Origin of the sequence: Mesorhizobium sp. B2-4-2, from assembly GCF_006442845.1 — a bacterium.
Taxonomy (GTDB): Bacteria; Pseudomonadota; Alphaproteobacteria; order Rhizobiales; family Rhizobiaceae; genus Mesorhizobium.
This window is the reverse complement of record NZ_VFVM01000016.1, coordinates 90392-113477: the sequence shown is the minus strand read 5'-3', so window position 1 is coordinate 113477 and position 23086 is coordinate 90392. Positions and strand designations below refer to the sequence as shown.

Annotated in this window: 24 protein-coding genes and 1 tRNA gene; 20 read left to right on the top strand and 5 right to left on the bottom strand. The window is 62.5% G+C overall.

The features are described from left to right. The first annotated feature begins 431 nt into the window (after positions 1-431). From FJ942_RS26345 to FJ942_RS26335, 3 genes are all read left to right on the top strand, one after another. Positions 432-977: a hypothetical protein gene (locus FJ942_RS26345; RefSeq protein WP_140899425.1), complete on the top strand. Its 546-nt coding sequence runs from the start codon at positions 432-434 to the stop codon at positions 975-977. A 117-nt stretch (positions 978-1094) separates the two neighbouring features. Continuing rightward, the gene (locus FJ942_RS26340; protein WP_140899423.1) at positions 1095-1547 is read left to right on the top strand and encodes a hypothetical protein; all 453 of its coding nucleotides are present in this window, start codon (positions 1095-1097) and stop codon (positions 1545-1547) included. Between the two features lie 9 nt (positions 1548-1556). Beyond that, positions 1557-1895 carry a hypothetical protein gene (locus FJ942_RS26335; RefSeq protein WP_140899421.1) on the top strand — a complete coding sequence of 113 codons (339 nt, stop codon included), beginning with the start codon at positions 1557-1559 and terminating at the stop codon, positions 1893-1895. A gap of 140 nt (positions 1896-2035) precedes the next feature. Here FJ942_RS26335 and FJ942_RS26330 read toward each other — a convergent pair whose 3' ends face one another. After that, a complete protein-coding gene (locus FJ942_RS26330) occupies positions 2036-2443 on the bottom strand; it encodes a hypothetical protein (protein ID WP_140899419.1) in 408 nt (135 codons plus the stop codon). A 752-nt stretch (positions 2444-3195) separates the two neighbouring features. Between FJ942_RS26330 and FJ942_RS26325 the strand changes: the two genes are divergently transcribed. Then, complete coding sequence (locus tag FJ942_RS26325) at positions 3196-3468, top strand: hypothetical protein (protein ID WP_140899417.1); 273 nt, start codon at positions 3196-3198, stop codon at positions 3466-3468. 100 nt (positions 3469-3568) lie between these two features. On the opposite strand, the gene FJ942_RS26320 is transcribed toward FJ942_RS26325, so the two are convergent. After that, a complete protein-coding gene (locus tag FJ942_RS26320; RefSeq protein ID WP_140899415.1) occupies positions 3569-4405 on the bottom strand; it encodes a hypothetical protein in 837 nt (278 codons plus the stop codon). A 117-nt stretch (positions 4406-4522) separates the two neighbouring features. Between FJ942_RS26320 and FJ942_RS26315 the strand changes: the two genes are divergently transcribed. Then, on the top strand, positions 4523-5545 hold the full coding sequence (locus FJ942_RS26315) for a hypothetical protein (protein WP_348642158.1): 1023 nt from the start codon (positions 4523-4525) through the stop codon (positions 5543-5545). A gap of 121 nt (positions 5546-5666) precedes the next feature. On the opposite strand, the gene FJ942_RS26310 is transcribed toward FJ942_RS26315, so the two are convergent. Then, positions 5667-5756 (bottom strand) — tRNA-Ser (locus FJ942_RS26310). Positions 5757-6330: 574 nt separating this feature from the next. On the opposite strand from FJ942_RS26310, the gene FJ942_RS26305 reads away from it, so the two are divergent. The 3 genes from FJ942_RS26305 (at position 6331) to FJ942_RS26295 (ending at position 8094) form a co-directional block, all read left to right on the top strand. Beyond that, positions 6331-6999: a 50S ribosomal protein L21 gene (locus FJ942_RS26305; RefSeq protein WP_140517511.1), complete on the top strand. Its 669-nt coding sequence runs from the start codon at positions 6331-6333 to the stop codon at positions 6997-6999. A gap of 100 nt (positions 7000-7099) precedes the next feature. Beyond that, on the top strand, positions 7100-7369 hold the full coding sequence (rpmA, locus tag FJ942_RS26300; RefSeq protein ID WP_140493012.1) for a 50S ribosomal protein L27: 270 nt from the start codon (positions 7100-7102) through the stop codon (positions 7367-7369). Positions 7370-7506: 137 nt separating this feature from the next. Next, complete coding sequence (locus FJ942_RS26295; protein ID WP_181167602.1) at positions 7507-8094, top strand: GNAT family protein; 588 nt, start codon at positions 7507-7509, stop codon at positions 8092-8094. Positions 8095-8288: 194 nt separating this feature from the next. On the opposite strand, the gene FJ942_RS26290 is transcribed toward FJ942_RS26295, so the two are convergent. Then, positions 8289-9158 carry an endonuclease/exonuclease/phosphatase family protein gene (locus FJ942_RS26290; RefSeq protein WP_140816308.1) on the bottom strand — a complete coding sequence of 290 codons (870 nt, stop codon included), beginning with the start codon at positions 9156-9158 and terminating at the stop codon, positions 8289-8291. Between the two features lie 128 nt (positions 9159-9286). On the opposite strand from FJ942_RS26290, the gene obgE reads away from it, so the two are divergent. From obgE to FJ942_RS26260, 5 genes are all read left to right on the top strand, one after another. Then, complete coding sequence (gene obgE, locus FJ942_RS26285; RefSeq protein ID WP_140566777.1) at positions 9287-10318, top strand: GTPase ObgE; 1032 nt, start codon at positions 9287-9289, stop codon at positions 10316-10318. 7 nt (positions 10319-10325) lie between these two features. Further along, complete coding sequence (gene proB, locus FJ942_RS26280) at positions 10326-11465, top strand: glutamate 5-kinase (RefSeq protein WP_140566918.1); 1140 nt, start codon at positions 10326-10328, stop codon at positions 11463-11465. Between the two features lie 3 nt (positions 11466-11468). Then, positions 11469-12755 carry a glutamate-5-semialdehyde dehydrogenase gene (locus FJ942_RS26275; RefSeq protein ID WP_140899411.1) on the top strand — a complete coding sequence of 429 codons (1287 nt, stop codon included), beginning with the start codon at positions 11469-11471 and terminating at the stop codon, positions 12753-12755. Positions 12756-13003: 248 nt separating this feature from the next. Continuing rightward, the gene (locus tag FJ942_RS26265; RefSeq protein WP_140560819.1) at positions 13004-13591 is read left to right on the top strand and encodes a nicotinate-nucleotide adenylyltransferase; all 588 of its coding nucleotides are present in this window, start codon (positions 13004-13006) and stop codon (positions 13589-13591) included. A 97-nt stretch (positions 13592-13688) separates the two neighbouring features. Next, positions 13689-14987 carry an MFS transporter gene (locus FJ942_RS26260; RefSeq protein ID WP_140560769.1) on the top strand — a complete coding sequence of 433 codons (1299 nt, stop codon included), beginning with the start codon at positions 13689-13691 and terminating at the stop codon, positions 14985-14987. Here the strand turns inward: FJ942_RS26260 and FJ942_RS26255 are convergent, their stop codons facing one another. Next, positions 14988-15839: a mechanosensitive ion channel domain-containing protein gene (locus FJ942_RS26255; protein ID WP_140560770.1), complete on the bottom strand. Its 852-nt coding sequence runs from the start codon at positions 15837-15839 to the stop codon at positions 14988-14990. Between the two features lie 242 nt (positions 15840-16081). On the opposite strand from FJ942_RS26255, the gene rsfS reads away from it, so the two are divergent. From rsfS to alr, 7 genes are all read left to right on the top strand, one after another. Further along, positions 16082-16459: a ribosome silencing factor gene (rsfS, locus tag FJ942_RS26250; RefSeq protein WP_135902362.1), complete on the top strand. Its 378-nt coding sequence runs from the start codon at positions 16082-16084 to the stop codon at positions 16457-16459. An 83-nt stretch (positions 16460-16542) separates the two neighbouring features. Next, positions 16543-17025 (top strand): 23S rRNA (pseudouridine(1915)-N(3))-methyltransferase RlmH, encoded by a 483-nt coding sequence (gene rlmH / locus FJ942_RS26245; protein WP_140525017.1) that lies wholly within the window; start codon positions 16543-16545, stop codon positions 17023-17025. A 167-nt stretch (positions 17026-17192) separates the two neighbouring features. Beyond that, positions 17193-18572: a murein hydrolase activator EnvC gene (locus FJ942_RS26240; protein ID WP_140554893.1), complete on the top strand. Its 1380-nt coding sequence runs from the start codon at positions 17193-17195 to the stop codon at positions 18570-18572. A 1-nt stretch (position 18573) separates the two neighbouring features. Next, positions 18574-19905, top strand: a complete 1332-nt coding sequence (locus tag FJ942_RS26235) for a S41 family peptidase (RefSeq protein WP_181165202.1) — start codon at positions 18574-18576, stop codon at positions 19903-19905. Positions 19906-20103: 198 nt separating this feature from the next. After that, the gene (locus FJ942_RS26230; RefSeq protein WP_140662833.1) at positions 20104-21279 is read left to right on the top strand and encodes a divergent polysaccharide deacetylase family protein; all 1176 of its coding nucleotides are present in this window, start codon (positions 20104-20106) and stop codon (positions 21277-21279) included. A gap of 30 nt (positions 21280-21309) precedes the next feature. After that, positions 21310-21831, top strand: coding sequence for an RNA pyrophosphohydrolase (locus FJ942_RS26225; RefSeq protein WP_140493512.1), 522 nt, complete (start codon positions 21310-21312; stop codon positions 21829-21831). 92 nt (positions 21832-21923) lie between these two features. Continuing rightward, a complete protein-coding gene (alr, locus tag FJ942_RS26220; protein ID WP_140899409.1) occupies positions 21924-23063 on the top strand; it encodes an alanine racemase in 1140 nt (379 codons plus the stop codon). Positions 23064-23086: the final 23 nt, after the last annotated feature.

Below are 23086 nucleotides of genomic sequence, written 5' to 3'. Positions count from 1 at the left end.
TGTCGCTCTTGATCGTCCTGCTTCAACTCCGGTCGAAGCAGTGCGCCGCTTAGGGCTCGGATTGTTCACGGTCGACTAGCAAGCCAATGCGTTAACGACGGCTACGAAGATCAAAAGGTACTTGATATAATAAAAAAAGGTGTCGCCAACTCTGGCGTAAAAATGACGGAGGCTCAGATTGCTCGGTACTACAAGATCGATAGGCTTCCATCCGTCGAGCTGCTGACTTACCAGGGACTTTCCGATGCTCAGCGCTATGAGTTTTGCATGTCGAAAAGGCGTTACTTTGCAGCTTTTGGCATGCTTTCGCCGTAGGCCCCTCGGCAAGGCAATGAGCTACCCCGGCTCGGAGAGTTGACCGTTGGTGTCAAATCCGGGACCGCGCGTTGGCGCCATGATTGACATGGATTGAGTAGCAAAGGGGAACGAGGATGCCTGATCAGATCCAAGACACGCTCAACGGAGAATTTTCCGAGCCACTGTCGGAAGAAGCCAAAGCCGGAATCCCGTTTGGGGGAACCATAAGCTCCGTATTGTTGATGGGGACACTGTCCCTCGGGGGCTATCTTCTTATCGTAAGCATTACAAACGACTTCCCGCCGGATTGGAAAGCTGCGTACTGGGTCGCCACGATTATCGCGTTTATCATCAGCTTGACGTGGACAGTCAGCCTTTGCGGCAGATACGGCCTGAGCGCAGGCCATATGTTGGGCGGCGTCATGCTGTCGTCTCTGTCGGTTATTTCCCTCGTTCTTCTGGTTTGGATCAATCATAACGCACAGGGCACTGTCGGCAATGGGGAGGTGCTCATAGCGGTTTTAGCAGCGACATTTGGGATCGCGGCGCTGGGCATAAATGTCGTCAAAACAAATTTAGTGTTTGGCGTTTTTCTCACGGCGGTCCAGCTAGTGTTCTCGCTGATCCTTCTTCTTTTAGTGGCCTATTTCTGGTCCGATAGAGCCGGAAAACGTCGCTGAAAATCCTCTGCGATCGCACGGCAAACTTGTTTCACAGACGGCCTCGTTGTCATAGGTGAAAAGGTGTCTAAGCTCGCAAGGCTTTGCCTCGGGGTAAACACTATGAGGATTCTTAACATGCGTTTTCTCCCATGCGTCGCAGGGCTGTCGCTGCTCGCGAGTCAGGCACTCGCCTTCGGCAATGATGATCACTGGGTTTCTGGCGCAGGGCAGGGGTTCGATGAGGCAATTATCACCCACGGCCCAGGCAATGAGATAATGGTGACCTGCAATCGCGGGGCTACCAATCCGGGCGGCACCGGAATTACAATTAAAATCGGTGGTCAGGAAATCAATGGGCCACTCACCCTGATCTTTGACGGCTCTAAATCGGTCAGCCCATACAGCGGCGTTATCACCACCGATAATCGAGCCAGCACCTCTTGGTACCAAGAGGTTATGGAGCGGTTGCGTAGCTCTCGATCCGTGATGGTCGTTGTGCCCAATATCGATCCAGTCAAATTCACCCTCAGGGGAGCGAAGAAAGCTATCGGGGTCCCTTGTGAGCCCGACCTCTGGATACAGCGGTAGGGGAGCGCTATGAAACAGATTTTCGGACTAATCGTCACGATTGCTTTCGCTACTGCGGCTGTTGCCAGCGAAAAGGGTGGCGCACTGGCAGGAGGAGAACTGAAGTTCGTTGCCGATTACTGCCATTTCAAACTGAACCCGGCTGGTAAAGGGTTTCTTGCCAAAACATATAAGCGAAATCCTCGCCTCTTTGATGCGCAGTATGCCGGCGAAGAAAAGGGGCTCACATTTGATGACAATGGCAAGTTAGTTGACGTTCTCCCCTGCGAGAACTGGTACGGCGACTACCTCAAAGGGGGCGCTGCGTACCTCGGCTTTCAACCGTTTGTGGAACTGCCGCCCGAATGACTTGGAGTCCGAATCGGAGAAAAACAAGGCTCGCCAGCACTCATTACCGGCTCCTGGGGTTGGAGTGCGGGGATAGTCGTTTCCGCCTCCCACATGCCACGGCTTGCCCGAATTTGAGCCTATTTTGCGGACCCCCTTGGCTAAACAGCTTCAATGTCTTCGGTGCTTTTGTAGTGAGCGTCTTTATCCAAAGTTAGTTTGTGACTTGATACATTGAATCTTGATAAAACGATCTCGATGAGATCGCTCTTCATTATCTGCGAGTCGCAGAGTAGAAGAGGTCCGTTCCTTATCATGTCAAAGGAAACGCGCCCTCGGGGCCATTCTTCGTATTCAAAAGCGTTGGCGATGACCCGTTCGAGGCGCGCCGTTCTGGACCGTCGCCACCGATCCCATGTGGTGTAGTGCCCGGTGCCATAGGTCATCATGTCACCGTATGGTTCCCCGTCACTGACTGGGCACGACGCCGCCAAAAGCCTGAGGTCGGCCTTCCATCTTACAAACCAGAAAATGCCGATCTGGCCGGCAAGGTAGTCGGGATCATTCATTCGAACTGCTCATTGCCAAGTGGGGTTTTCACAGGGACCGACTAGGCAATCCCTGCACCAAGTGCGGCGAGATCGCTCGCTCATGTGTATACGTTTGACGCGCCGACGAATTTACACTTGGCTGAGAAAAAGATGGCGTGTGGTGAACGGGTCACTGCCTTCGTTGTGACAAGACGCCGTCGCAAGCACTGAGGGACGTTCCTGCCGTTCACGAGCTTGCGGACGCGTGGGTTCGCCCGGTGAAAGTTGTCTTCAATTCGCATCCTACTTGTCGGAGGTTGACTGTTCTTTGGCCTGGAATGGGCACAGCGGACCATCCGGCAAGGCGCCGTGTTCGCAGTGCATTCGTCAACTCCCTATGGCCTCATGAAGCCACCAGATGGGAGCAACCTATGTCAGAACATGTACACTCAGCGCAGCTTGGCGCCATGACAATCGACCAATTTTGTCAATGGGCCTCGATTGGACGAACGCTCGTTTACCGGGAGATCAACGCCGGTCGCCTTAGGTCTGTAAAGATCGGCAAACGCCGGCTCGTGCTGTGGTCGAGCGCTGTGGCTTGGCTTGCCGCTCTGGAAAGCGAAAGCAAGGCGAAGGGGATGGACCCTCGGGTTTCGGTAGCCGGTTATCAGGGTCGAGCAAACGGACCATTATTAAAAGACAGCACTAACTGAATCGCCATCTCTCTCATCTTCTCTATCAATAACGAACTCTATGGCAAATGGCGGAATCCGCCTAATGGAAAGGTGCCCATGTCAGCCTCAGATTACCCCATCAATGACCGGATAGCGGAGGCGCGGCGCACGCTCGAAAACTGGGCTAGCCACGTCGGTCGGAGAGTCGTGCAATGCGGCCCTAACCACTTGAAAGTTGGGGATGTGAACTTCTACCCGACCACGGGAACCTTTTATGTTGACGGGCAGCCAAGAGAGCCAGGCAAGGGCGTCGAGGAGTTGATCAATTTTCTGGAGAAGAAGATCGGTAAACGCCGGAACCAGGCGCATACCATAGACATCGAATTTTAAGCGCAGATTTCATTGCTTTACGCAAATCGGCCTGCGTTCTATGGGGCGGATGTCTGCGTTTTCCTGCTCGGGTCGGAAAACGCAGACAAAGCTGCAAGCGCTAAAACAGCCTAGATATCGCAGACGGAGTAGCCCGCTCCTTGCGGAGTTGGAATTGCCGATACCAATAGTCTGACCAGGTTTCCTCAAACGTCGAATTCCAATCCATAGCCCCGACTGGGTGGAACTCACCTCGTCTGATGGCCAGCCGCTGAGCCCGGTCGGAAATTTGGAGAGAGCGGCCCGTTCGCTTGAATGGAATTATTCCCTGGGCAACGCCCCTTATCCCAAACCGACGGGCAAATTGATAATCCTCAACCCCCAGGTCGCCTTGCCAACCGATCCTGGGGTCTATGCCCTTGGTTATGTAACGGAACCACGCCCATTGGCTGACAACGTCGGTGGATTTCCGAACGACCAGTTTCTTGTCGGCCACTGGGCATTCGCGGTTGGTGGGGTCAGCTAGCTCAAGTGTTTGTCGTGTCCAAGCCGCCGCTTTGCCTTGGGCTTTATCGGGTATATGCAATTGAAGATGGGTGTGGAGCCGTGTGTTAGGTGGCCGCTCCCAAACGTAGACGTAAACACAGGGGATTTGTTGATAGTCGCACCAGGCGCGGTATCGCGCCAGAAACAGCCGAAAGGCGTTTTGGCTACGGGCGTCCGATCCACCAAAGCTGATCGTAAGTTCGGCGTTCATCAGCCAACCGTATGAGTTGGCCAATTGCACAGCGTCATAAAGCCGGAAGAATTCAGCGGCTGATATGTAGCGGGTGCCTTTGGACCTGATTGGCATCCCGCTGAATGGAATGTACAGGTTGTCGGGGCCACCCCGCAGTTCCGCCCACTCGGCAGGGGCGGGACGGTCATTGAATTTGCTGGCCTTAGTTTTGGCTGACACGCCGGTCTCCTATTGCTCACGCACCGAAGGCCGGTGCGTGAGGTATAGGGTTCAGCCTGGGGGGTAGATAACCGACATCTGTGAATTTGTGCCTTAGAACCGCGTATCCTTTTCGTCATGTGGCAAAAAGGATACGAAATGCTCCCTTACCAGCAGCCGAGCCTCCCCATTCCACCTCGCGACGTCCTTGAGCGCTTCGACGTTCACGAGCCCTTGGACACACGTTTCCAATCATGTGCGCGCTTGCTCCAAGCCGTTTGGCGTGAGCGAAAGGGCTTTGATGTTGGGAGTTATACGCGAGCGGACGCAGTTCCCCGCGTACTCGGGAGTCGCCTCCACACCTCTGCTGCAAGAGCCGGCGTCAACTATCTCCGGCCCGACATCGCCAAACTGGTGCGCCGTGAAATGGCTTATCGTGAGCGCGGCGCCCTCATCGATGAAGCCAGAGTTTTGGAAAACCTGCTCAGCAGTTCGGCGCTCGTGTTCAACCTGTTCGGCCCGATGAAGCTCGACTTGGCTTTGGCCAAAAAGGTTTTGGGGACGGCCTTTGGCGTCAAGGCCAAGCAGGTTGACGGGGTCTACTTCGAGACTTCGCCAGGGCGAGGGAACCATGCATACATCGGCGACTATACAGCCCTCGACGTGCTCATCGCGTACACCGGCGAAGATGGCAAATCCTGCTTCCTCGGCGTTGAGGTCAAATACTCGGAGTGCCGGCCCGGCACGTCAACCCCGGTAAAGGATAGACACTTGGAGGTAGCACGCCGGTCGAACCTCTTTGTCGATCCGGACGACGGCTCACTCCACCAGGCCCCACTGCGCCAGTTCTTCGCTGAGCATGCACTTTGCTACACGATGGTTCACGAGCGGCCTCACTTCGAGCGCGGAACGTTCGTAGTGGTGTCCCCCTCGCTCAATCATGAGATGGCGGCGACCATAGAGGCCTACAAACGGCATTTGAGTCCGTCGGGCGCTGACGTGTTGCCGTTCGGCGTAGTAAGCCTTGAGGCGATGGTCGCCGCCATATTCGACGCTGGTGAGGCCGAGCTAGGCCGCAGGCTGGACGAGCGATATCTCGACTTCCGCCCGATTTTCGACTTGATCGAGGAATGGGAACCCCAATTCGACGGGGCAGTGTAAGAGTCCGATGTGCGGTCGGGAATAATTCGACCGCACATCACTGCTAAATGGGGAACGCAGTGGGGAATGCGCCGACAACTCAATAATTATCTAGCGATTTCCTATGGTTAGCGGATGACTTTGGCGGAGAGGGAGGGATTCGAACCCCCGATGGGCTTGCACCCATGCCGCATTTCGAGTGCGGTGCATTCGACCACTCTGCCACCTCTCCGCGGTCATGGTCGGCCGTTGCCGGCGCGGCGCACTAGATAACGGCTGAACGGGCAGGTTACAAGGCCAAATCCGCCGGAAACTCAGCTTGCGTCACGGGCTGGCCCGGAGTGATGCGGTCCCGACCACGGTGGACGATGCCAGCCACTTCGCCGGCCATCAATCCGGCCAAGATTTCGAAGTCGGGTTAACGAGGCGTGGGGACGCCAGTCCGGCAGTGCCGGCGACCTCCTGATAGGAATTTTTTCTTGACGGGGTGAAGGCAACTATGGTAGATATCTGGTTATGGTGCTGAGTTGCGCCAGGGACCCGCCGCACAGGCGGGTTTTTCCGTTCAAGGCTCCATCACCAGCGCCCCGACGAAGGCTCCGAAGGAACCCGTTAGCCCGGATTCGTTGCCCTGAGAATCTGGCCGTTTGCCTTGACTCGCAACAAACCTTCGGTTAGGGACAGCGCGCAATCGGCGTGGAGGGTTCTTCCGCGCCGCTTGTTTTTTGAACCCGCAGACTGACAAAAAGACGGCCGAACCGCCACAGGCGGTTCATCGAGGCCGACCGAACAGCGAAAGGCAAAAAATGTTCGCAGTCATCAAAACGGGCGGCAAGCAGTATCGCGTCGCCGCCAACGATCTCCTGAAGATCGAAAAAGTCGAAGCCAATGTCGGCGACATCGTCGAGATCGGCCACGTGCTCGCGCATGGCGAGGGCGAGAATGTCACGTTCGGCGCGCCGTTCGTCGACGGCGCGGTCGTCACCGCCGAAGTCGTCGAGCAGGGCAAGAACCGCACGGTCATCGCTTTCAAGAAGCGCCGCCGCCAGAATTCGCGCCGCAAGATCGGCCATCGCCAGTTGCTGACCACGGTCAGGATCTCCGAGATCCTGCTGGGTGGCGCCAAGCCGGCCAAGAAGGCCGCTGCCAAGGCGGAAGCCAAGGCCGAGGTAGCCGCCGACGCGGCGCCGAAGGAAGCCAAGGCCAAGAAGGACGCCCCGAAGGAAGAGGCAAAGGCCGAGACCGCGGCAGCGCCGCTGTTCAAGGCGCCGAAGGGCGAGCCGGACGATCTGACCGTGATCAAGGGCATCGGCCCGGTCGCCGCCAAGGATCTCAACGAACAGGGCATCATCACCTTCGCGCAGCTCGCCAAGCTGACCGAGAAGGATGTGGCCAAGATCGACGAGAACATGCCGTTCAGCGCCGACCAGATCAAGGACTGGCGCGAGCAGGCCAAGGAACTGGCGAAGAAGTAAGGCCAACCGGCGCGAAACGTCGCCGGATCGGACTTGAAACGGAACGCGAACGCGTTCATAAGACCATTCAAGCGCCCCTGGGCGCATCGGAGTTAGTTAGATGGCACACAAGAAAGCTGGCGGCTCGTCGCGCAACGGTCGCGACTCGCATTCCAAGCGTCTGGGCGTGAAGAAGTTCGGCGGCGAAGCCGTCATCCCGGGCAACATCATCATTCGTCAACGCGGCACCACCTGGCATCCCGGCGTCAACGTCGGCATGGGTACGGATCACACGCTTTTCGCGCTTGAAGCCGGCGCCGTGACGTTCAACAAAAAAGCCAACGGCCGAACCTACGTATCGGTCAACCCGATTACCAAAGCAGCGGAGTAGCCGGTTCCGCGCCACAACACCGGCAGCCCATCTCGGGAACCGGTGTCTGGAAGCCAGAAGGTTTGGCAAAGCCAGGAAAAGGATCAAGGGAGATGGGTTTCCATCTCCCTTTTTTCTTGTGCCTGGAGGACTTTGACATGGTTGCCGAAGCGGAAGACTCAGAAGACGAAAGTTATGCGATCGATTGCCCAGTGCTGGTCACCGAGCGGCTGGTGATGCGGGCTCCGCGCGAAAGCGACATCGCGCAACTGGTCGAGCTCGCCGACAACCGTCATGTCGCCGAGATGCTGGCGCGCATGCCGCATCCCTATGGCGAGGCCGAGGCACGCGCTTTCCTGGCCATGGCCAAGTCGCGCCGCGCCGGTATCGCCTATGCGCTGACGCTGGCGGGCACCGAAACCTTCGTTGGCTGCGCCGGATTGAATACCACCGACCGCGGACTGGAGCTCGGCTACTGGATCGGTGAGCCCTATTGGAAGCGCGGCTTCGCCACCGAGGCGTCGCACGCCCTGGTCGATCTCGCGTTCCAGCGGACAAACATCCAGGTGCTTCATGCCTCGACGCGGGTCATCAATCCGGCCTCGCGCCGGGTGATCCACAAATGCGGCTTCCAGTATGCGGGCCAGGGCATGCTGAACTCGATCGTCGCCGGCCAGGTGCCCGTCGAGCGTTACCGCCTCGACCGGAAGACATGGACCAGCCTGCGCAACTGGGTACATTTTTGATGTGTGCCGATATTCAGGTGAGGCCGGCCTGCAAACGCTGATTTTCTGCGCTTCCGGTGCTCGCGTACCTTAAGTACGCTCCGCTCCGGTTCTCGAAAACCAACGTTTTCGGCTCGGCCTGACCTGAATCTCAGCACACATCGGCGCTGGGCCTCTGGTCAAAGGTTCGGAAAGAAACGTGCATCGATTTGGGCTCAGCCCAGTTCGGCCCATACCGGCAGATGGTCCGAGCCAACAGCCTTTCGGTCGACCCACAGGCGCTTCAGCGACCGGGCAAGCGAGGCGCTGGTGAAGACATAGTCGATGCGCTTGCGGCGGTCGGTATTGCCGGGGTCCTTGGGGTCGACCCAGCTGACGAGATCGTCGCCGGCGACATTGAGGCGCACGGCGGCATCGACGGCGAAGTCGGCGGTCAGCGGCATGCCGAATTCGTGGTCCGGCCGGCCGGCGAGTTCGACATATTCGGGCGATCCGGCCAGCATGTTGAAGTCGCCCATGCCGACGAAGGCCTCGGGGTGCGGCAGTTCCGGCAGGCCGATCTCGGCGACGCCGGACAGCGCGCCGCCTTCAAGCGCATAGTTCAACAGGCGCCGGCGCAGGAACTGGATCTGGCTGGCGCGCTCGACCGGGCTGCGGTGATCGAGATGGATGGAATAGAAGCGGATGAAACCAAGCGGCGTCTCGATCAGCGCCTCCAGCGCGCCGCGCTGGAAGTTCATCATCTCGAAGCTGCGGCTTCGCGGCAGGAGCAGGTTGCGCGACAGATGAATGGGCGTCTTCGAAAGCACCATGTTGCCGAGTTGGAAGGTGGTGGTGATGGCGCGGCCGTTTTCGATGCGCGAGCCGATATTGGCCTCGAAATTGCTGCCATAGACGGCGAAATAGTCGGGCAGCGCCTCGCCGATCTCGGCGACCATGTCGCGTCCGCCGTTCCTGGGATTGTTGCGGGTGACCTCCTGCAGCGCGATCACGTCGGCACCGCGCACCGCGTCGGCAATGCGCGCGACATCGTACTGCCCGTCAAGACCGATGCCGTACTGGATGTTGTAGGTTACAAGCTTCATCCGTCATCTCCGGCCAACCCCGCGCGGCCACTGTCACAAAACGGCCTCGCCCTTCGCCGCGCCTTGGTTTAGAGCAAGGCGCAAGGTTTAGAGCAATGCCGCAAGGCCAATAAAGAAACTGCTGTCCGATGAAATTTCTCGATCAAGCCAAGGTCTATGTCCGCTCCGGCGACGGGGGCGCGGGTTCCGTGTCGTTCCGGCGCGAGAAGTTCATCGAGTTCGGCGGACCGGACGGCGGCGATGGCGGCCGCGGCGGCGACGTCTGGCTGGAAGCGGTCGACGGGCTGAACACGCTGATCGACTACCGCTACCAGCAGCATTTCAAGGCCAAGACCGGCACTCATGGCATGGGCCGCAACATGACCGGCGCCAAGGGCGCCGACGTCACGCTGAAAGTGCCGGCTGGAACGCAGGTGTTCGAAGAGGACAACGAGACGCTGATCTGCGACCTCACCGTGGTCGGCCAGCGCTTCCTGCTGGCCAAGGGCGGCAATGGCGGCTTCGGCAACCAGCACTTCAAGACCTCGACCAACCAGGCGCCGCGCCGCGCCAATCCGGGTCAGCCCGGCGAGGAGCTCAACATCTGGCTCAGGCTGAAGCTGATCGCCGATGCCGGGCTGGTCGGGCTGCCCAATGCCGGCAAATCGACCTTTCTCGCCTCCGTCACCGCCGCCAAGCCGAAGATCGCCGACTATCCCTTCACCACGCTGCATCCCGGCCTGGGGGTGGCACGCATCGATGCGCGCGAATTCGTCATCGCCGACATTCCCGGCCTCATCGAAGGCGCGCATGAGGGCGTCGGCATCGGCGATCGCTTCCTTGGCCATGTCGAGCGCACGCGCGTGCTGCTGCACCTGGTGTCGGCGCAGGAGGAGAACCCCGGCAAGGCCTACAAGACCGTGCGCGCCGAACTCGAAGCCTATGGCCACGGCCTGACCGACAAGGCCGAGATATTGGCCCTTTCACAGGTCGATACGCTCGATGCGGATGAGCGCAAGAAAAAGATCGCCTCGCTGAAGCGCGCCGCCGGCCGTGCGCCGATGCTTCTGTCGGCGGTCACCGGCGAAGGGGTCGAAGCGGTGCTGCGCGCGCTGATGGCGGTGGTGGCCGAAGCGCGCGACGCGATCGCGGCGCCGGTCGACACGCGCTGGGAAAAATAGCATGACCGTGCAGTCGCTGAAGAAATACCGGCGCATCACCGTCAAGATCGGCTCGGCGCTTCTGGTCGACCGCACGGCCGGGCTGAAGCGCGACTGGCTGGCCTCGCTGGCCGACGACATCGCCGTGCTGGCTCAAGGCGGCGCGGAAATCCTGGTCGTCTCGTCGGGCGCCATCGCGCTTGGCCGTACCATTCTTGACCTGGGAAAAAGGGCGCTGAAGCTCGAGGAGAGCCAGGCGGCCGCAGCCGTCGGCCAGATCGCGCTGGCCGGCGCCTGGTCGGATGCGCTCGGCAAGGGCGGGTTGAAATCGGGCCAGATCCTGCTCACGCTTGGCGACACCGAGGAGCGCCGCCGCTACCTCAACGCCCGGGCGACGATCTCGACGCTCTTGAAGATGAAGGCGGTGCCGGTCATCAACGAGAACGACACCGTGGCGACCTCCGAGATCCGCTATGGCGACAATGACCGGCTGGCCGCGCGGGTGGCGACGATGATGGGCGCCGACCTTTTGGTGCTGCTCTCGGATATAGACGGTCTCTACACCGCGCCGCCGGCGCGTGACCCGGAGGCCAAATTCGTCGCGGTGGTCGATCGCATCACGCCTGAGATCGAAGCGATGGCGGGTGCCGCGGCTTCCGAACTGTCGCGCGGCGGCATGCGCACGAAGCTCGACGCCGGCAAGATCGCCACCGCGGCCGGCACCGCCATGATCATTACCTCTGGCACGCGGCTTTCGCCGCTGATGGCGATCGAGCGCGGCGAGCGCGCCACCTTCTTCCGGCCGAGCGCCAACCCGGTGAAAGGCTACAAGAGCTGGATCGCCGGCCAGCTCGAACCGGCGGGAAGGCTCACCGTCGATGCCGGCGCCGTCGGGGCGCTGACATCGGGCAAGTCGCTGCTGCCGGCCGGTGTGAAGCTGGTCAGCGGCAATTTCTCGCGCGGCGATACGGTGGCGATCCTGTCGCCCGAGGGTCGCGAGATCGCCCGCGGGCTGGTTGCCTATGATGCCGCGGATGCCGTAAGGATCGCAGGCCTGAAGACAACCGAAATCGAGACCGTGCTCGGCTACGAGGCGCGTTCGGCGATGATCCACCGCGACGACCTTGTGGTCAGCCTCGCGGGCGACCAAGTAACGAGCGGAGGATGAGCCATGCTGAAGCTGCATGAAAAATCCCGGAACGATACAGTGGCGACCATGGCCGACCTCGGCCGCCGTGCCCGCGCCGCCGCACGACCGCTGGCCATCGCCACGACAGCCGCCAAGAACGCGGCACTTGCCGCCATGGCGCAGGCGATCATCGCCCGCGAGCGAGCCATACTCGACGCCAACGCCAACGACATCGCGAACGGGCATGAAGCCGGCCTCTCGGCGTCCTCCATGGACCGGCTGAAACTCAATCCCGCCCGCATCCGCGCCATGGCCGAAGGCATTCGCGAAATTGCCGAACTCGGCGATCCGGTCGGTGACGTGATCGCCAGTTGGGAGCGGCCGAACGGCCTCAGGATCGAACGCGTGCGCACGCCGCTCGGCGTCATCGGCGTCATCTACGAGAGCCGGCCGAACGTCACGGCGGATGCCGGCGCGCTCTGCCTCAAGGCCGGCAACCCGGTGATCCTGCGCGGCGGCTCGGATTCGCTGAACTCGTCGTCGGTGATCCACGCTTGCCTGGTCGACGGCTTGAAGGCAGCCGGCCTGCCGCAGGACGCCATCCAGCTTGTGCCGACCGCCGACCGCGCCGCCGTCGGCGAAATGCTGAAAGGCCTCGGCGGCAATCTCGACGTCATCATCCCGCGCGGCGGCAAGAGCCTGGTCGAGCGGGTGCAGACCGAGGCCCGGGTGCCGGTCTTCGCGCATCTCGAAGGCATCTGCCATCTCTATGTCGACCGCTCGGCCAAGCTCGACAGGGCAGTCGGCATCGCCGTCAACGCCAAGATGCGGCGCACCGGTGTCTGCGGCGCGGCCGAAACGCTGCTGGTCGACCGTGCGGTTGCCTCCACCCACCTGGTGCCGATCCTCGACGCCTTGCGCGCCGCCGGCTGCGAGATCCATGCCGATGCCGAGGTGCTGAAGCTGTTCTTCGACGCCAAGCCGGCGACCGATGCCGACTGGGTCACCGAATATCTCGACGCCGTCATCGCGGTGAAGCTGGTCGACGGTGTCGCTGGCGCAATCGAGCATATCGAGACTTTCTCCTCCCATCACACCGAGGCGATCGTCGCCGAGGACGCGCAGGCGGTGGAACGGTTCTTCAACGAGATCGACTCGGCGATCCTGCTGCACAATGCCTCAACGCAGTTCGCCGATGGCGGCGAGTTCGGCATGGGCGCCGAGATCGGCATCGCCACCGGCAAGATGCACGCGCGCGGGCCCGTTGGCGTCGAGCAACTGACCTCGTTCAAATACCGCGTGCGCGGCTCGGGACAGGTGAGGCCTTGACGCTTTTCGTCCAAAGGGCCTGAAGCTTGCGCCCAGCCACCCCCCTCTGTCCTGCCGGACATCTCCCCCGCAAGGGGGGAGATCGGCTGACATTTTTGGTTTCGCCGATCTTCAATGCTCCAAGATTTGTGCCTTCACCGAAGCTGCTAATCTCCCCCCTTGCGGGGGAGATGTCCGGCAGGACAGAGGGGGGTGCCTAGCGAATGCTTTCCCTGCCTGAGCAACCTATCTCGTCCAGCTACCTCAAAATGCCGCATGCCGGCAAAGGCCTTGCCGTCGGCCTGTTCGGCGGCTCGTTCAATCCGCCGCATGCCGGCCACGCGCTGGTCGCCGAGATCGCGCTCAGGCGGCTGGCGCTCGATCAGTTGTGGTGGATGGTCACCCCGGGCAATCCGCTGAAGAACACGCACGAGCTGGCGCCGCTGGCCGAACGGCTGTGCCTGTCCGAGAAGATCGCCAAGAACCCGAAGATCAAGGTCACCGCCTTCGAAGCGGCGCATCATGTGCGCTACACCGCCGACGCGCTGGCGCTGGTCAAGGCGCGCAATCCCGGCGTCGACTTCGTCTGGATCATGGGCGCCGACAGCTTGCGCGATTTCCACCGCTGGCAGCGCTGGCGCGAAATCGTCATGACCTTCCCGATCGCGGTCATCGATCGTCCGGGCGCGACGCTGTCGTTCCTGTCGTCGGTCGTGGCCAAGACCTTCGACTATGCCCGCATCGACGAAGGCGATGCGCCAAGGCTCGCCCGCATGAAGGCGCCCGCGTGGACCTTCATCCACGGCCCGCGCTCGTCGCTGTCGTCGACGGCTATCCGCGAGCAGGCGAAGGGCTGATCGGCACAGCGCCCTTTCTTCGCAAGGAGGAAGGCAAGTCCGGCAATGTCGCTTTTGCGGCGGCCTTTCGTCATCGAATGGATGATCTTGCGCTGATATGACCACTCTCGTGAAAAGCCAAACCGAAACGGAACCGAGGCACGGCGACACGCCCACGCCGCTGATCGCGATTGCCAGCGTCGTGGTGTCGATGGCGCTGATCGCCATCGGCAACGGGCTGATGTTCGCCTACATTCCTGTCCGGCTAGGCGTGGAAGGCTTCGATCCGACCTGGGCCGGTCTGATCGTCACCGGTCTGTCGGCGGGTGGTCTCGCCGGCTGCATCCTGACCGGACCGCTGGTGCGCAGGGTTGGCCATGCCCGCGCCTTCATGGTGCTGTCGGCGCTGATCGCGCTGTCGAATGCCGCAATCGGCGCCGGGCCGCACCCCCTGTTGTGGATCGCGGCGCGCGCGCTCTACGGCTTTGCAATATGCGGGCTTTTCATCGTCGCGCAGAGCTGGCTCAACGATGCCGTGGCCAATGCCATACGCGGCAGGGTAATGGCCGTCTTCTACGTCGCCTATGTCGGCGGGCTCGGCATCGGCTATGCGACGCTGGCGCTGGTCGACATCAGGACGGCGGATGCATCGCTGATCGGCATAGCCTTCACCGCGCTATCCATCCTGCCCGTCGGGATGACCCGGCTGGCCCAGCCGCCGGCGCCTCAGGCGGCATCGGTGGCGCTGCGCCGGGCCTGGCGGATTTCGCCGGTCGGCGTCGCCGGCATGCTGGCGGTCGGCGGCCTGTCGATGTCGATTTCCGGCTTCGCGCCGATCCACGCCACCGCGAAGGGGTACAGCCAGGCCGACGTGGCGCTGCTGCTTTCGGTGATGCCGCTCGGCACGCTGATCCTGCAGGTTCCGCTCGGCTGGATTTCCGACCGCACCGATCGCCGCTATGTGCTGGTCGCGGCATCCGCGATCGCCGCGGCGGCAGGGATGTTTGCGCTCGGCTTCGACGGCGGTACGCTGGCGGTGCTGCTGGTGATTTATGTGATGTGGGACGGCGCCTCGGAATCGATCTACTCGTTGGCCAGTGCCCACGCCGCCGACCGCGCCGGCAAGGACGACATGGTGGCGCTGTCGAGTTCGCTGTTATTTGCCTGGTCGCTGTCCGGCTTCATCGTGCCGGGCATCGTGACCGCGTTGTCGGCCGTCTTCGGCACGCAGGCCTTCATCTATGTAACAGTGGTCATCGCCTGCGTCTTCTGCCTGTTCGTGCTTTTGCGCGTGTTCACCACGCGGCCGGTGCCGGCAACCGAAACCGGCAGCTTCGCGCCGATGACGGCGCAAGCGCCACTGCCGGTGGAACTGGCCTTCGCGCCGGACGAACAGCACCGGCACGGGAGCGATTGACTATTGCCGGCGGGTTTCCGGGGCCGGAGCCTGCGGTGGCGGCAGCGGGATCGATATGCGTTCGCGGTCGAATTCCTGCTTGGCCCGCTTGGTGAGATCGGCCTGGGTGGCGAAGAAATCCGCCGATGATGTCCAGTAACGCAAGGTGATCGAGACGGTGCTTTCGCCCAATGCCGCGACAAAGGCGGTCGGCGCCGGCTCACGCCTGATGCGGCGCTCGGCGGCGGCGATCGCAAGCAGCGTCTTCTGGGCGCGGTCGATGTCGTTCCAGGAGCCGATCGAGAGGGTGATGTCGCCACGCCGCACGCCGTTGCGCGAAAAATTGCGCACCGGCTGGTTCCACAGCGTCGAGTTGGGCGCCAGGATGTAGACGCCTTCGGCGCTCCGGAGCTTGGTGGCGAAAAGGCCGATTTCCTCGATCGAGCCGGCAATGGACCCGACTTCGACGGATTCGCCGATGCGGAACGGCCGCAATGCCAAAAGCATGATCCCGGCGGCAATGTTCTGCAGCGTGCCTTGCAGCGCCAGGCCGATGGCCAGGCCGATGGCGCCGATCGCGGCGATGATCGAGGCCGTCTGCACGCCGAACTGGCCGAGCACCATGATGACGACCAGGACGAGGATGGCATAGCGGACGATCTTGGAAAAGAAGTGCCGCAGCGTCTGGTCAAAGCCATGGATGTGGCCCAGGCCGGCAAAAATCGAACGCTCGGCAAAGCCGGCGACGATGTAGCCGACAACCAGAAGGATGACGGCGCCGACCGCCGAAAGGGAATAGGAGACAATGAGCGCGCTGAGCTGAGAGAGCCCCGCCTGCACGGTCAGGAGGGCATTTTGCGGGTCGATCGGCATAATGGGATTCCGGTTGATCAATCAGCCGATAACCCCTGCGGAACGCCTGGGTTCCGATCTTTTGCGTGTCGCGCGGAACAAGCGGAGCCTCAATGAGTTCGCATGGAAGCGGGGCTCCGTCTTGAAACTGCAACGGAACTCTGCCTATCTAAGCGGTGTCACCCGCTTTCAGGGGTGATTTGGTTGTTCTTGCTGCGAAAGGAAATACACTGAGAACAGCACTGCGGAAGAAGGCCGACATCGTGCCTTCGCCGGCCGGGATCAGCGTAAACGACGCCGTGTCCCGCGCCATCAAGACAGTCCTTGCCAGTCTGGAAGACTCCAAGGCCGAAAACATAGTCTCAATCGACATCCAGGGAAAATCGAGCCTCGGCGACTACATGGTCGTCGCGTCGGGCCGATCGCACCGTCATGTCTCGGCTGTTGCCGATCATCTCCTCAAGGCGTTGAAGGATGCCGGCCTCGGCACGGCGCGCGTCGAGGGGCTGTCCGGCGCCGACTGGGTCCTGATCGATTCAGGCGACATCATCGTCCATGTCTTCCGCCCCGAAGTCCGCGAATTCTACAATCTCGAAAAGATGTGGCAGGCGCCGGACCTCGAGGAAGAGACCTTGCACTGAGCCGGTTGGTTGGATGCGTGCCGTGGTTCCAGGCCCAATGACGATTTGCGGGCGACACGCATCGGCGGCCCTCTGAGGCGAGGATGAAGATTACCGTTCATGCCGTGGGCCGGATGAAAAGCGGCCCCGAGAGAGAACTCGCCGACCGCTATTTCGAGCGTTTCTCCAAGAGCGGCCCGGCTGTCGGCCTCGAATTCTCCGGCATCGCCGAGATCGCCGAAGGCCGCGCCCAGAACGCCGATGAACGCCGGCGCGATGAAGGCGCAAGGCTGCAGGCGCAGTTGCAGCCCGGCTCGGCGCTGATCCTGCTCGACGAGCGCGGCAAGAACCTGTCCTCGGAAGATTTCGCCGGCCGCATCGGCCAATTGCGCGACGCCGGCCGCAAGGCGCTGGCGCTGGCCATAGGCGGCGCCGACGGCCACGATCCATCGTTGCGCGCCCAGGCCGAGCTGGTGATGTCTTTCGGTGCGCTGACATGGCCGCACCAATTGGTGCGGGTGATGCTGGCAGAGCAGCTCTACAGGGTCTCGACGATCCTGTCCGGCCACCCCTATCACAGAGCCTGAAGGTCGCATCGCACCGAATTCCGCCCCAATGCCGCGCAAGATCACCGCTTCGGGCCGGCTTTCCCTATTTTGCTCACCGGTGTGCGAAACCGCTGCACAGTTTTGGGCGATGCGCATTAATATGGTTGATGGTTCGTTAACGAAGCCGCAGATAGAGTCCATCCCGCATGGCTGAAGGCTGGAAATCGACGACGGGCTCATCGACAGCGGGCTCCTGGCGCGCGCGCTGCGGCATCGCGGCGGCGGTGGTCATCCTGTCGCTCAATGCCGCGTGGGCCGAGAACACGCTCGACACGGCCCCCGATCCGGACCAGAGCCGCGCCGAATACGAACAGATCTCCAAGGAGATAAGCCTGTCGTCCGAGCGGCTGGCCAAGCTGGCCGCCGACATCGCCGCAGTCAAGAAGGACCACGCCTCGATCACCGCCGCGCTGATCCAGTCGGCAATGACCGAGCAAAAGCTTGGGCAGGACATCGAGGACATCGGCGCCAAGCTGGAGGGGCTGAAGACCCAGCAGCAGAAGATCCGCGCCTCGCTGATGGCGCGGCGCGACGTGCTGGCGGAGGTGCTGGGCGCATTGCAGCGCATGGGGCTGAACCCGCCGCCGGCGATCCTGGTCAAGCCGGAGGACGCGCTGTCGTCGGTGCGCAGCGCCATCTTGCTTGGCGCCGTGGTGCCTGAATTGCGCCAGCAGACCGACAGGCTCCTGGCCGACCTCAAGGAGCAGACAAGAGTGACGGCCTCGATCGAGGCCGAGCGGGCACGGCTGACGGCGGCAGTCGGCGAGCAGACTGCGGAAAAGAAGCGGCTCGGCATGCTGCTGGAAGCCAAGCAGAAGCTCGAAGCCGACACGCAGGCGCAGTTGTCGGCCGAGCGACAGCATTCCGAGGAGCTCGCGGCCAAGGCCAGCAGCCTGAAGGAATTGATCGCCTCGCTCGAAGCCCAGGCCGAACGCAACCGCAAGGCCGCGGATGCCGCAAAGGCCGCGGAGGCCGGCCAAGCCGGCGGCGACAAGGCGGGCGGCGACAAGGCGGGCAGGGATAAGGCGGGCGGCGATATGACGGCGTCGCTGCCGGTTCCCGAGGCCAACCGGCTTGCCGCTGCGGCACCCTTCTCGGCGCTGCAAGGACAGATCGCGCTGCCGGTCATCGGCCGCATCAAACGCCGGTTCGGCGCCGAAGACGGTAACGGCGCGGTGATGCTTGGGGACATGGTTGCGACACAATCGGGCGCCATCGTCACCGCACCGGCGGATGGGAATGTGCTTTATGCGGGGCCGTTTCGCTCCTACGGTCAACTCTTGATCCTGAATGCCGGCGACGGTTATCATGTCGTCCTGGCGGGGATGAGCAGAATCAGCGTCGCAACCGGCCAATCAGTGCTCGCAGGAGAGCCGGTCGGTGCGATGGGAGAGGCCCGGGTGGCAAGCACCTCGGCTTCGAAGAATGGAAATGCCACGCCGGAGCTCTATGTCGAGTTCCGCAAGGATGGAAAACCCGTCGATCCGACCCCATGGTGGGCGGACCGTTTTTCTGGAAGGACGTGAAATGATGCGGAAACTGTCGCTTCTGTTTGCCGGTGCGCTGATGGGCGCGTCCGCCATGAGCCTGGTCTATGGCGCGCCCGGCTCGGCAGCGAACGCTGCGGGGTCGGAGACCTACAAGCAACTGGCGATCTTCGGCGATATCTTCGAGCGGGTGCGGGCGCAGTATGTGACACCGCCCGACGACAAATCGCTGGTCGAGAACGCCATCAACGGCATGCTTGCCTCGCTCGACCCGCACTCCTCGTACATGAACGCCGAGCAGGCGCAGGACATGCGCGTGCAGACCAAGGGTGAATTCGGCGGCCTCGGCATCGAGGTCACCATGGAGAACGACCTGGTCAAGGTGATCACGCCGATCGACGATACGCCGGCCGCCAAGGCGGGCGTGCTGGCAGGCGATTACATCGCCAAGATCGATGGCGAGGAGGTTCGCGGCCTGACCCTGAACGACGCGGTCGACAAGATGCGCGGCCTGGTCAACACGCCGATCAAGCTCACCATCCTGCGCCAGGGCGCCGACAAGCCGATCGAGCTGACGGTCGTGCGCGACATCATCAAGGTCAAGGCGGTCAAGTTTCGGGTCGAGAACGACATCGGCTACATGAAGATCACCTCCTTCACCGAAAAGACCTATGACGACCTCGAGAATGCCATCGACACCATCAAGAAGCAGGTGCCGAACGACAAGCTCAAGGGCTATGTGCTCGATCTGCGCCTCAATCCCGGCGGTCTGCTCGATCAGGCGGTGAGCGTATCGGATGCCTTCCTCAACCGTGGCGAGATCGTTTCGACGCGGGGCCGCGATCCGAAGGACGTTACCCGCTTCGACGCCAAGTCCAAGCAGGTCGACGATATCGGCGGCAAGCCGCTGATCGTGCTGGTCAATGGCGGATCGGCGAGCGCGTCCGAAATCGTCGCCGGCGCGCTGCAGGACCTACGCCGCGCCACGGTGGTCGGAACGCAGTCCTTCGGCAAGGGTTCGGTGCAGACCATCATCCCGCTTGGCGAGAACGGCGCGCTCAGGCTGACGACGGCGCTCTATTACACGCCGTCCGGCAAGTCGATCCAGGGCAAGGGCATCACGCCCGACATCAAGGTCGACCAGCCGCTGCCGCCGGAACTGCAGGGCAGGGACCTGACGCGCGGCGAATCCGACCTCAAGGGCCACATCAAGGGTGCCGACGAGAGCTCGACCGGTTCGGGCTCGGCAGCCTATGTGCCGCCGGATCCGAAGAACGACCTCCAGCTCATCTATGCCGAGCAGCTTCTGCGCGGCCAGAAGACCGATCCGTCCTTCCCGCCCAATCCGCAGAAGGCTGTCCTCAACCAGTAACAGGTGGCGGCCAACAACGGGTCTGGCCGCCCGATGGAAGCAATGCGATGCTGCCGGGACCGAAAGGTTCCGGCAGTTTGATTCGGGGGTAACGCGAATCCCTCGATACAGGGCGCCAGGGGTGCGCCGGGGTTGAAGAATTCGCGCATGTCTCTTCGAAAGGTTCCATGTTCGAAGCCATGCGGACGGGGACAGGGCTTGGCTGATATCGGCAAGGACATCGAACGACCGCTCGGACTGACTGTCCGTCCGCCGCGCGCCGCCGGCAAGGTCAGCGTGGGTGCGCTCGTGGCTGCGTTCGTCGTGCTGGCCGTTGTCGGCGTCTCCGGCGCGATCGCGCTCAGGGACAAGCCGTTTCGCAAGCCGCAGGAAGTCGCGGTTTCGACGCCGAAAGTGGTGCCGGAGCCGACCGCTGCGCCGTCCGCTCTAGCGCCGGTCACGACGCCAAAGGCGGAAATGCCGGCCAAGGCTGGAGGCCCGCAGATCATCCATGTGCAGACAGAGGAAGGCGATGGTCCGCCCAAGGCGGCAATCGTCATCCGCGATCCGTCGACCATCGGCCAAAACCTGAAGATCGCGCATATTCCCGACAGGGCGCTGATCGAGGCCAGCGATGCCGGCCCCTTGCCGGTACGCGCCGCAGACGGCCGGCGGCCCTTCGATGTCTATGCGCGGCCGTGGTCAGGCGCGCGCGGCGCCCGCGTGGCGATCGTCATCGGCGGGCTCGCGGTCTCACAGACCGGCACCCAGGCGGCCATCGCCAAGCTGCCGGCGGAAGTGACGCTGGCGTTCGCGCCGCAAGGCAACAGCATCGGCCGCTGGATGCAGGCCGCCCGGCAGAGCGGCCACGAGATCGTCATGCAGGTGCCGCTCGAACCGTTCGACTATCCCAATGTCAACCCTGGGCGCAACACGCTGACGGTGGCGGCGAGCGCGGAAGAGAACCTGAAGAACCTGCGCTGGGCACTGTCGCGGACGACGAACTATACCGGTGTCATGAACTATATGGGCGCGCGGTTTTCCGCCGACCCGGCGGCAATGGAACCCTTCATGGCCGAGCTCGGCAAGCGCGGGCTCGCCTATATCGACGACGGCTCGTCGGCGCGCAGCCTGGCGCCGGATCTGGCGCTGAAGGACGGCGTGCCCTTCGTCGCCGGCGACACGGCGATCGACGCCGTGCAGGATCGCGGCGCCATCCTGAAGAAACTGGACAGCCTGGAGGCGACCGCCCGTGCCAAGGGCACTGCGGTCGGCATCGGCTCCGCTTTCGACCTGACGGTCGACACGGTGTCGTCATGGGCGGCCGAGGCCAAGAAACGCGGCATCGAGATCGTGCCGATTTCAGCGGTGGCGATCGATCCGCAAAAGGGCTAGCCACCGGGAAACAGCTTGAAAGACTGAATGATGCCGAAGACGAAGAAGGTCGACCGCGAGACGCTGCCCTACCGTCCCTGTGTCGGGCTGATGATCCTCAACGCCGAGGGCCTGGTCTGGGTCGGCCATCGTATCGCCGAGCCGGACAGCGAATTCGCCGGCACCACGCAGCTCTGGCAGATGCCGCAAGGCGGCATCGACAAGGGCGAGGAGCCGCTGCAGGCGGCGGAGCGGGAGCTCTATGAGGAGACCGGCATGCGCAGCGTCTCGCTGCTCGCCGAGGCGCCGGACTGGATCAACTATGATCTGCCGGACCACCTCGTCGGCGTCGCCTTCAAGGGGCGCTATCGGGGTCAGACGCAGCGATGGTTCGCCTTCCGCTTCCATGGCGATACCAGCGAGATCCAGATCAATCCGCCGCCCGGCGGCCACACCGCCGAATTCGACAAATGGTCGTGGCGGCCGATGCAGGAGCTGCCCGACCTGATCGTGCCGTTCAAGCGCAAGGTCTATGAAGACGTGGTGACGGCGTTCCGTCACCTTGTGCCATAGCCGGACGGGCCGCGGCCGCGGTTCAAACGCCCGCGGTTGCCGCGCCGGTTCGACCGCCTTATTGATGTCCATCCGCCACAAGAAGGGCCGCCATGCACGACGCCCCCAAAAGATCGCTGCCCGAGGAAGCCGACGCCACAAGCGAGGCTGCTGCCGGGGCCATCCTCACCATCGACCTTGGCGCGATCCGCGAAAATTACCGGCGGCTGAAGGCGCGGCTGGGCGGCGTGCGCTGCGCGGGCGTGGTCAAGGCCGACGGCTACGGTCTCGGCGCCGCGCAAGTGGCATCGGCGCTGATGAAGGAAGGCTGCGACATCTTCTTCGTCGCGCTGCTGTCCGAAGGCATCGCGCTGCGCAAGGCGGTGGGGGCCGGACCGGACATCTACGTGCTGAACGGGCTGCCGCCGGGTTCCGAGCCGGAAGCGGTGGCGGCTGGCTTGTGCGCCGTCATCAACAGTGGCGCACAGTTGCAAGCCTGGCGCGCAGCGGCACACCGCGCCGGGCGCCGGCTCCCGGCTGCCGTCCAGGTCGACAGCGGCATGTCGCGGCTTGGAATGGCGCCAGCCGAGGTCGAGGCGGTGGCCGGGGACGTCGGCGCTTTCGATGGCATCGACGTCAGATATGTGATGAGCCACCTGGCCTGCGCCGATGAACCGCGCCACCCGGCCAATGAACAGCAGAGGCTGGCATTCGAGCGGTTGCGTGCCATGCTACCCGTGGCGCCGGCCTCGCTTGCCAACTCCTCCGGCATCTTTCTAGGCCCGCTTTATCATTGCGATCTCGCCCGGCCCGGTGCCGCCCTCTACGGCATCAACCCGACGCCTGGCCAAGCCAACCCGATGCTGCCCGTGGTCGGGCTGCAGGCCAAGGTGGCGCAGACGCGCAGTGTCCAAAAGGGCACTGGCGTCGGCTATGGCCACAGCTACCATGCGCAGGGCCCGCTCAGCCTGGCGACGATTTCATTCGGCTATGCGGACGGCTGGCTGCGCCGCTCCGCTTCGGCCGCATGGTTCGAGGCGGTGCGCCTGCCTTTCCTCGGGCGCGTGTCGATGGATTCGATCATTCTCGACATTTCCGCCTTGCCGCCCGGCCGGCTCGGAGAGGGCGACCTGGTGGAGTTGCTAGGGCCCTCACAGAGCGTCGACGATGCTGCCGACCATGCCGGCACCATCGGGTATGAAATCCTGGCCAGCCTCGGAACGCGTTTTCACCGGCGCTATCTGGGCGGTTGAGCGGTTTGGCCGCGCTTGACAAG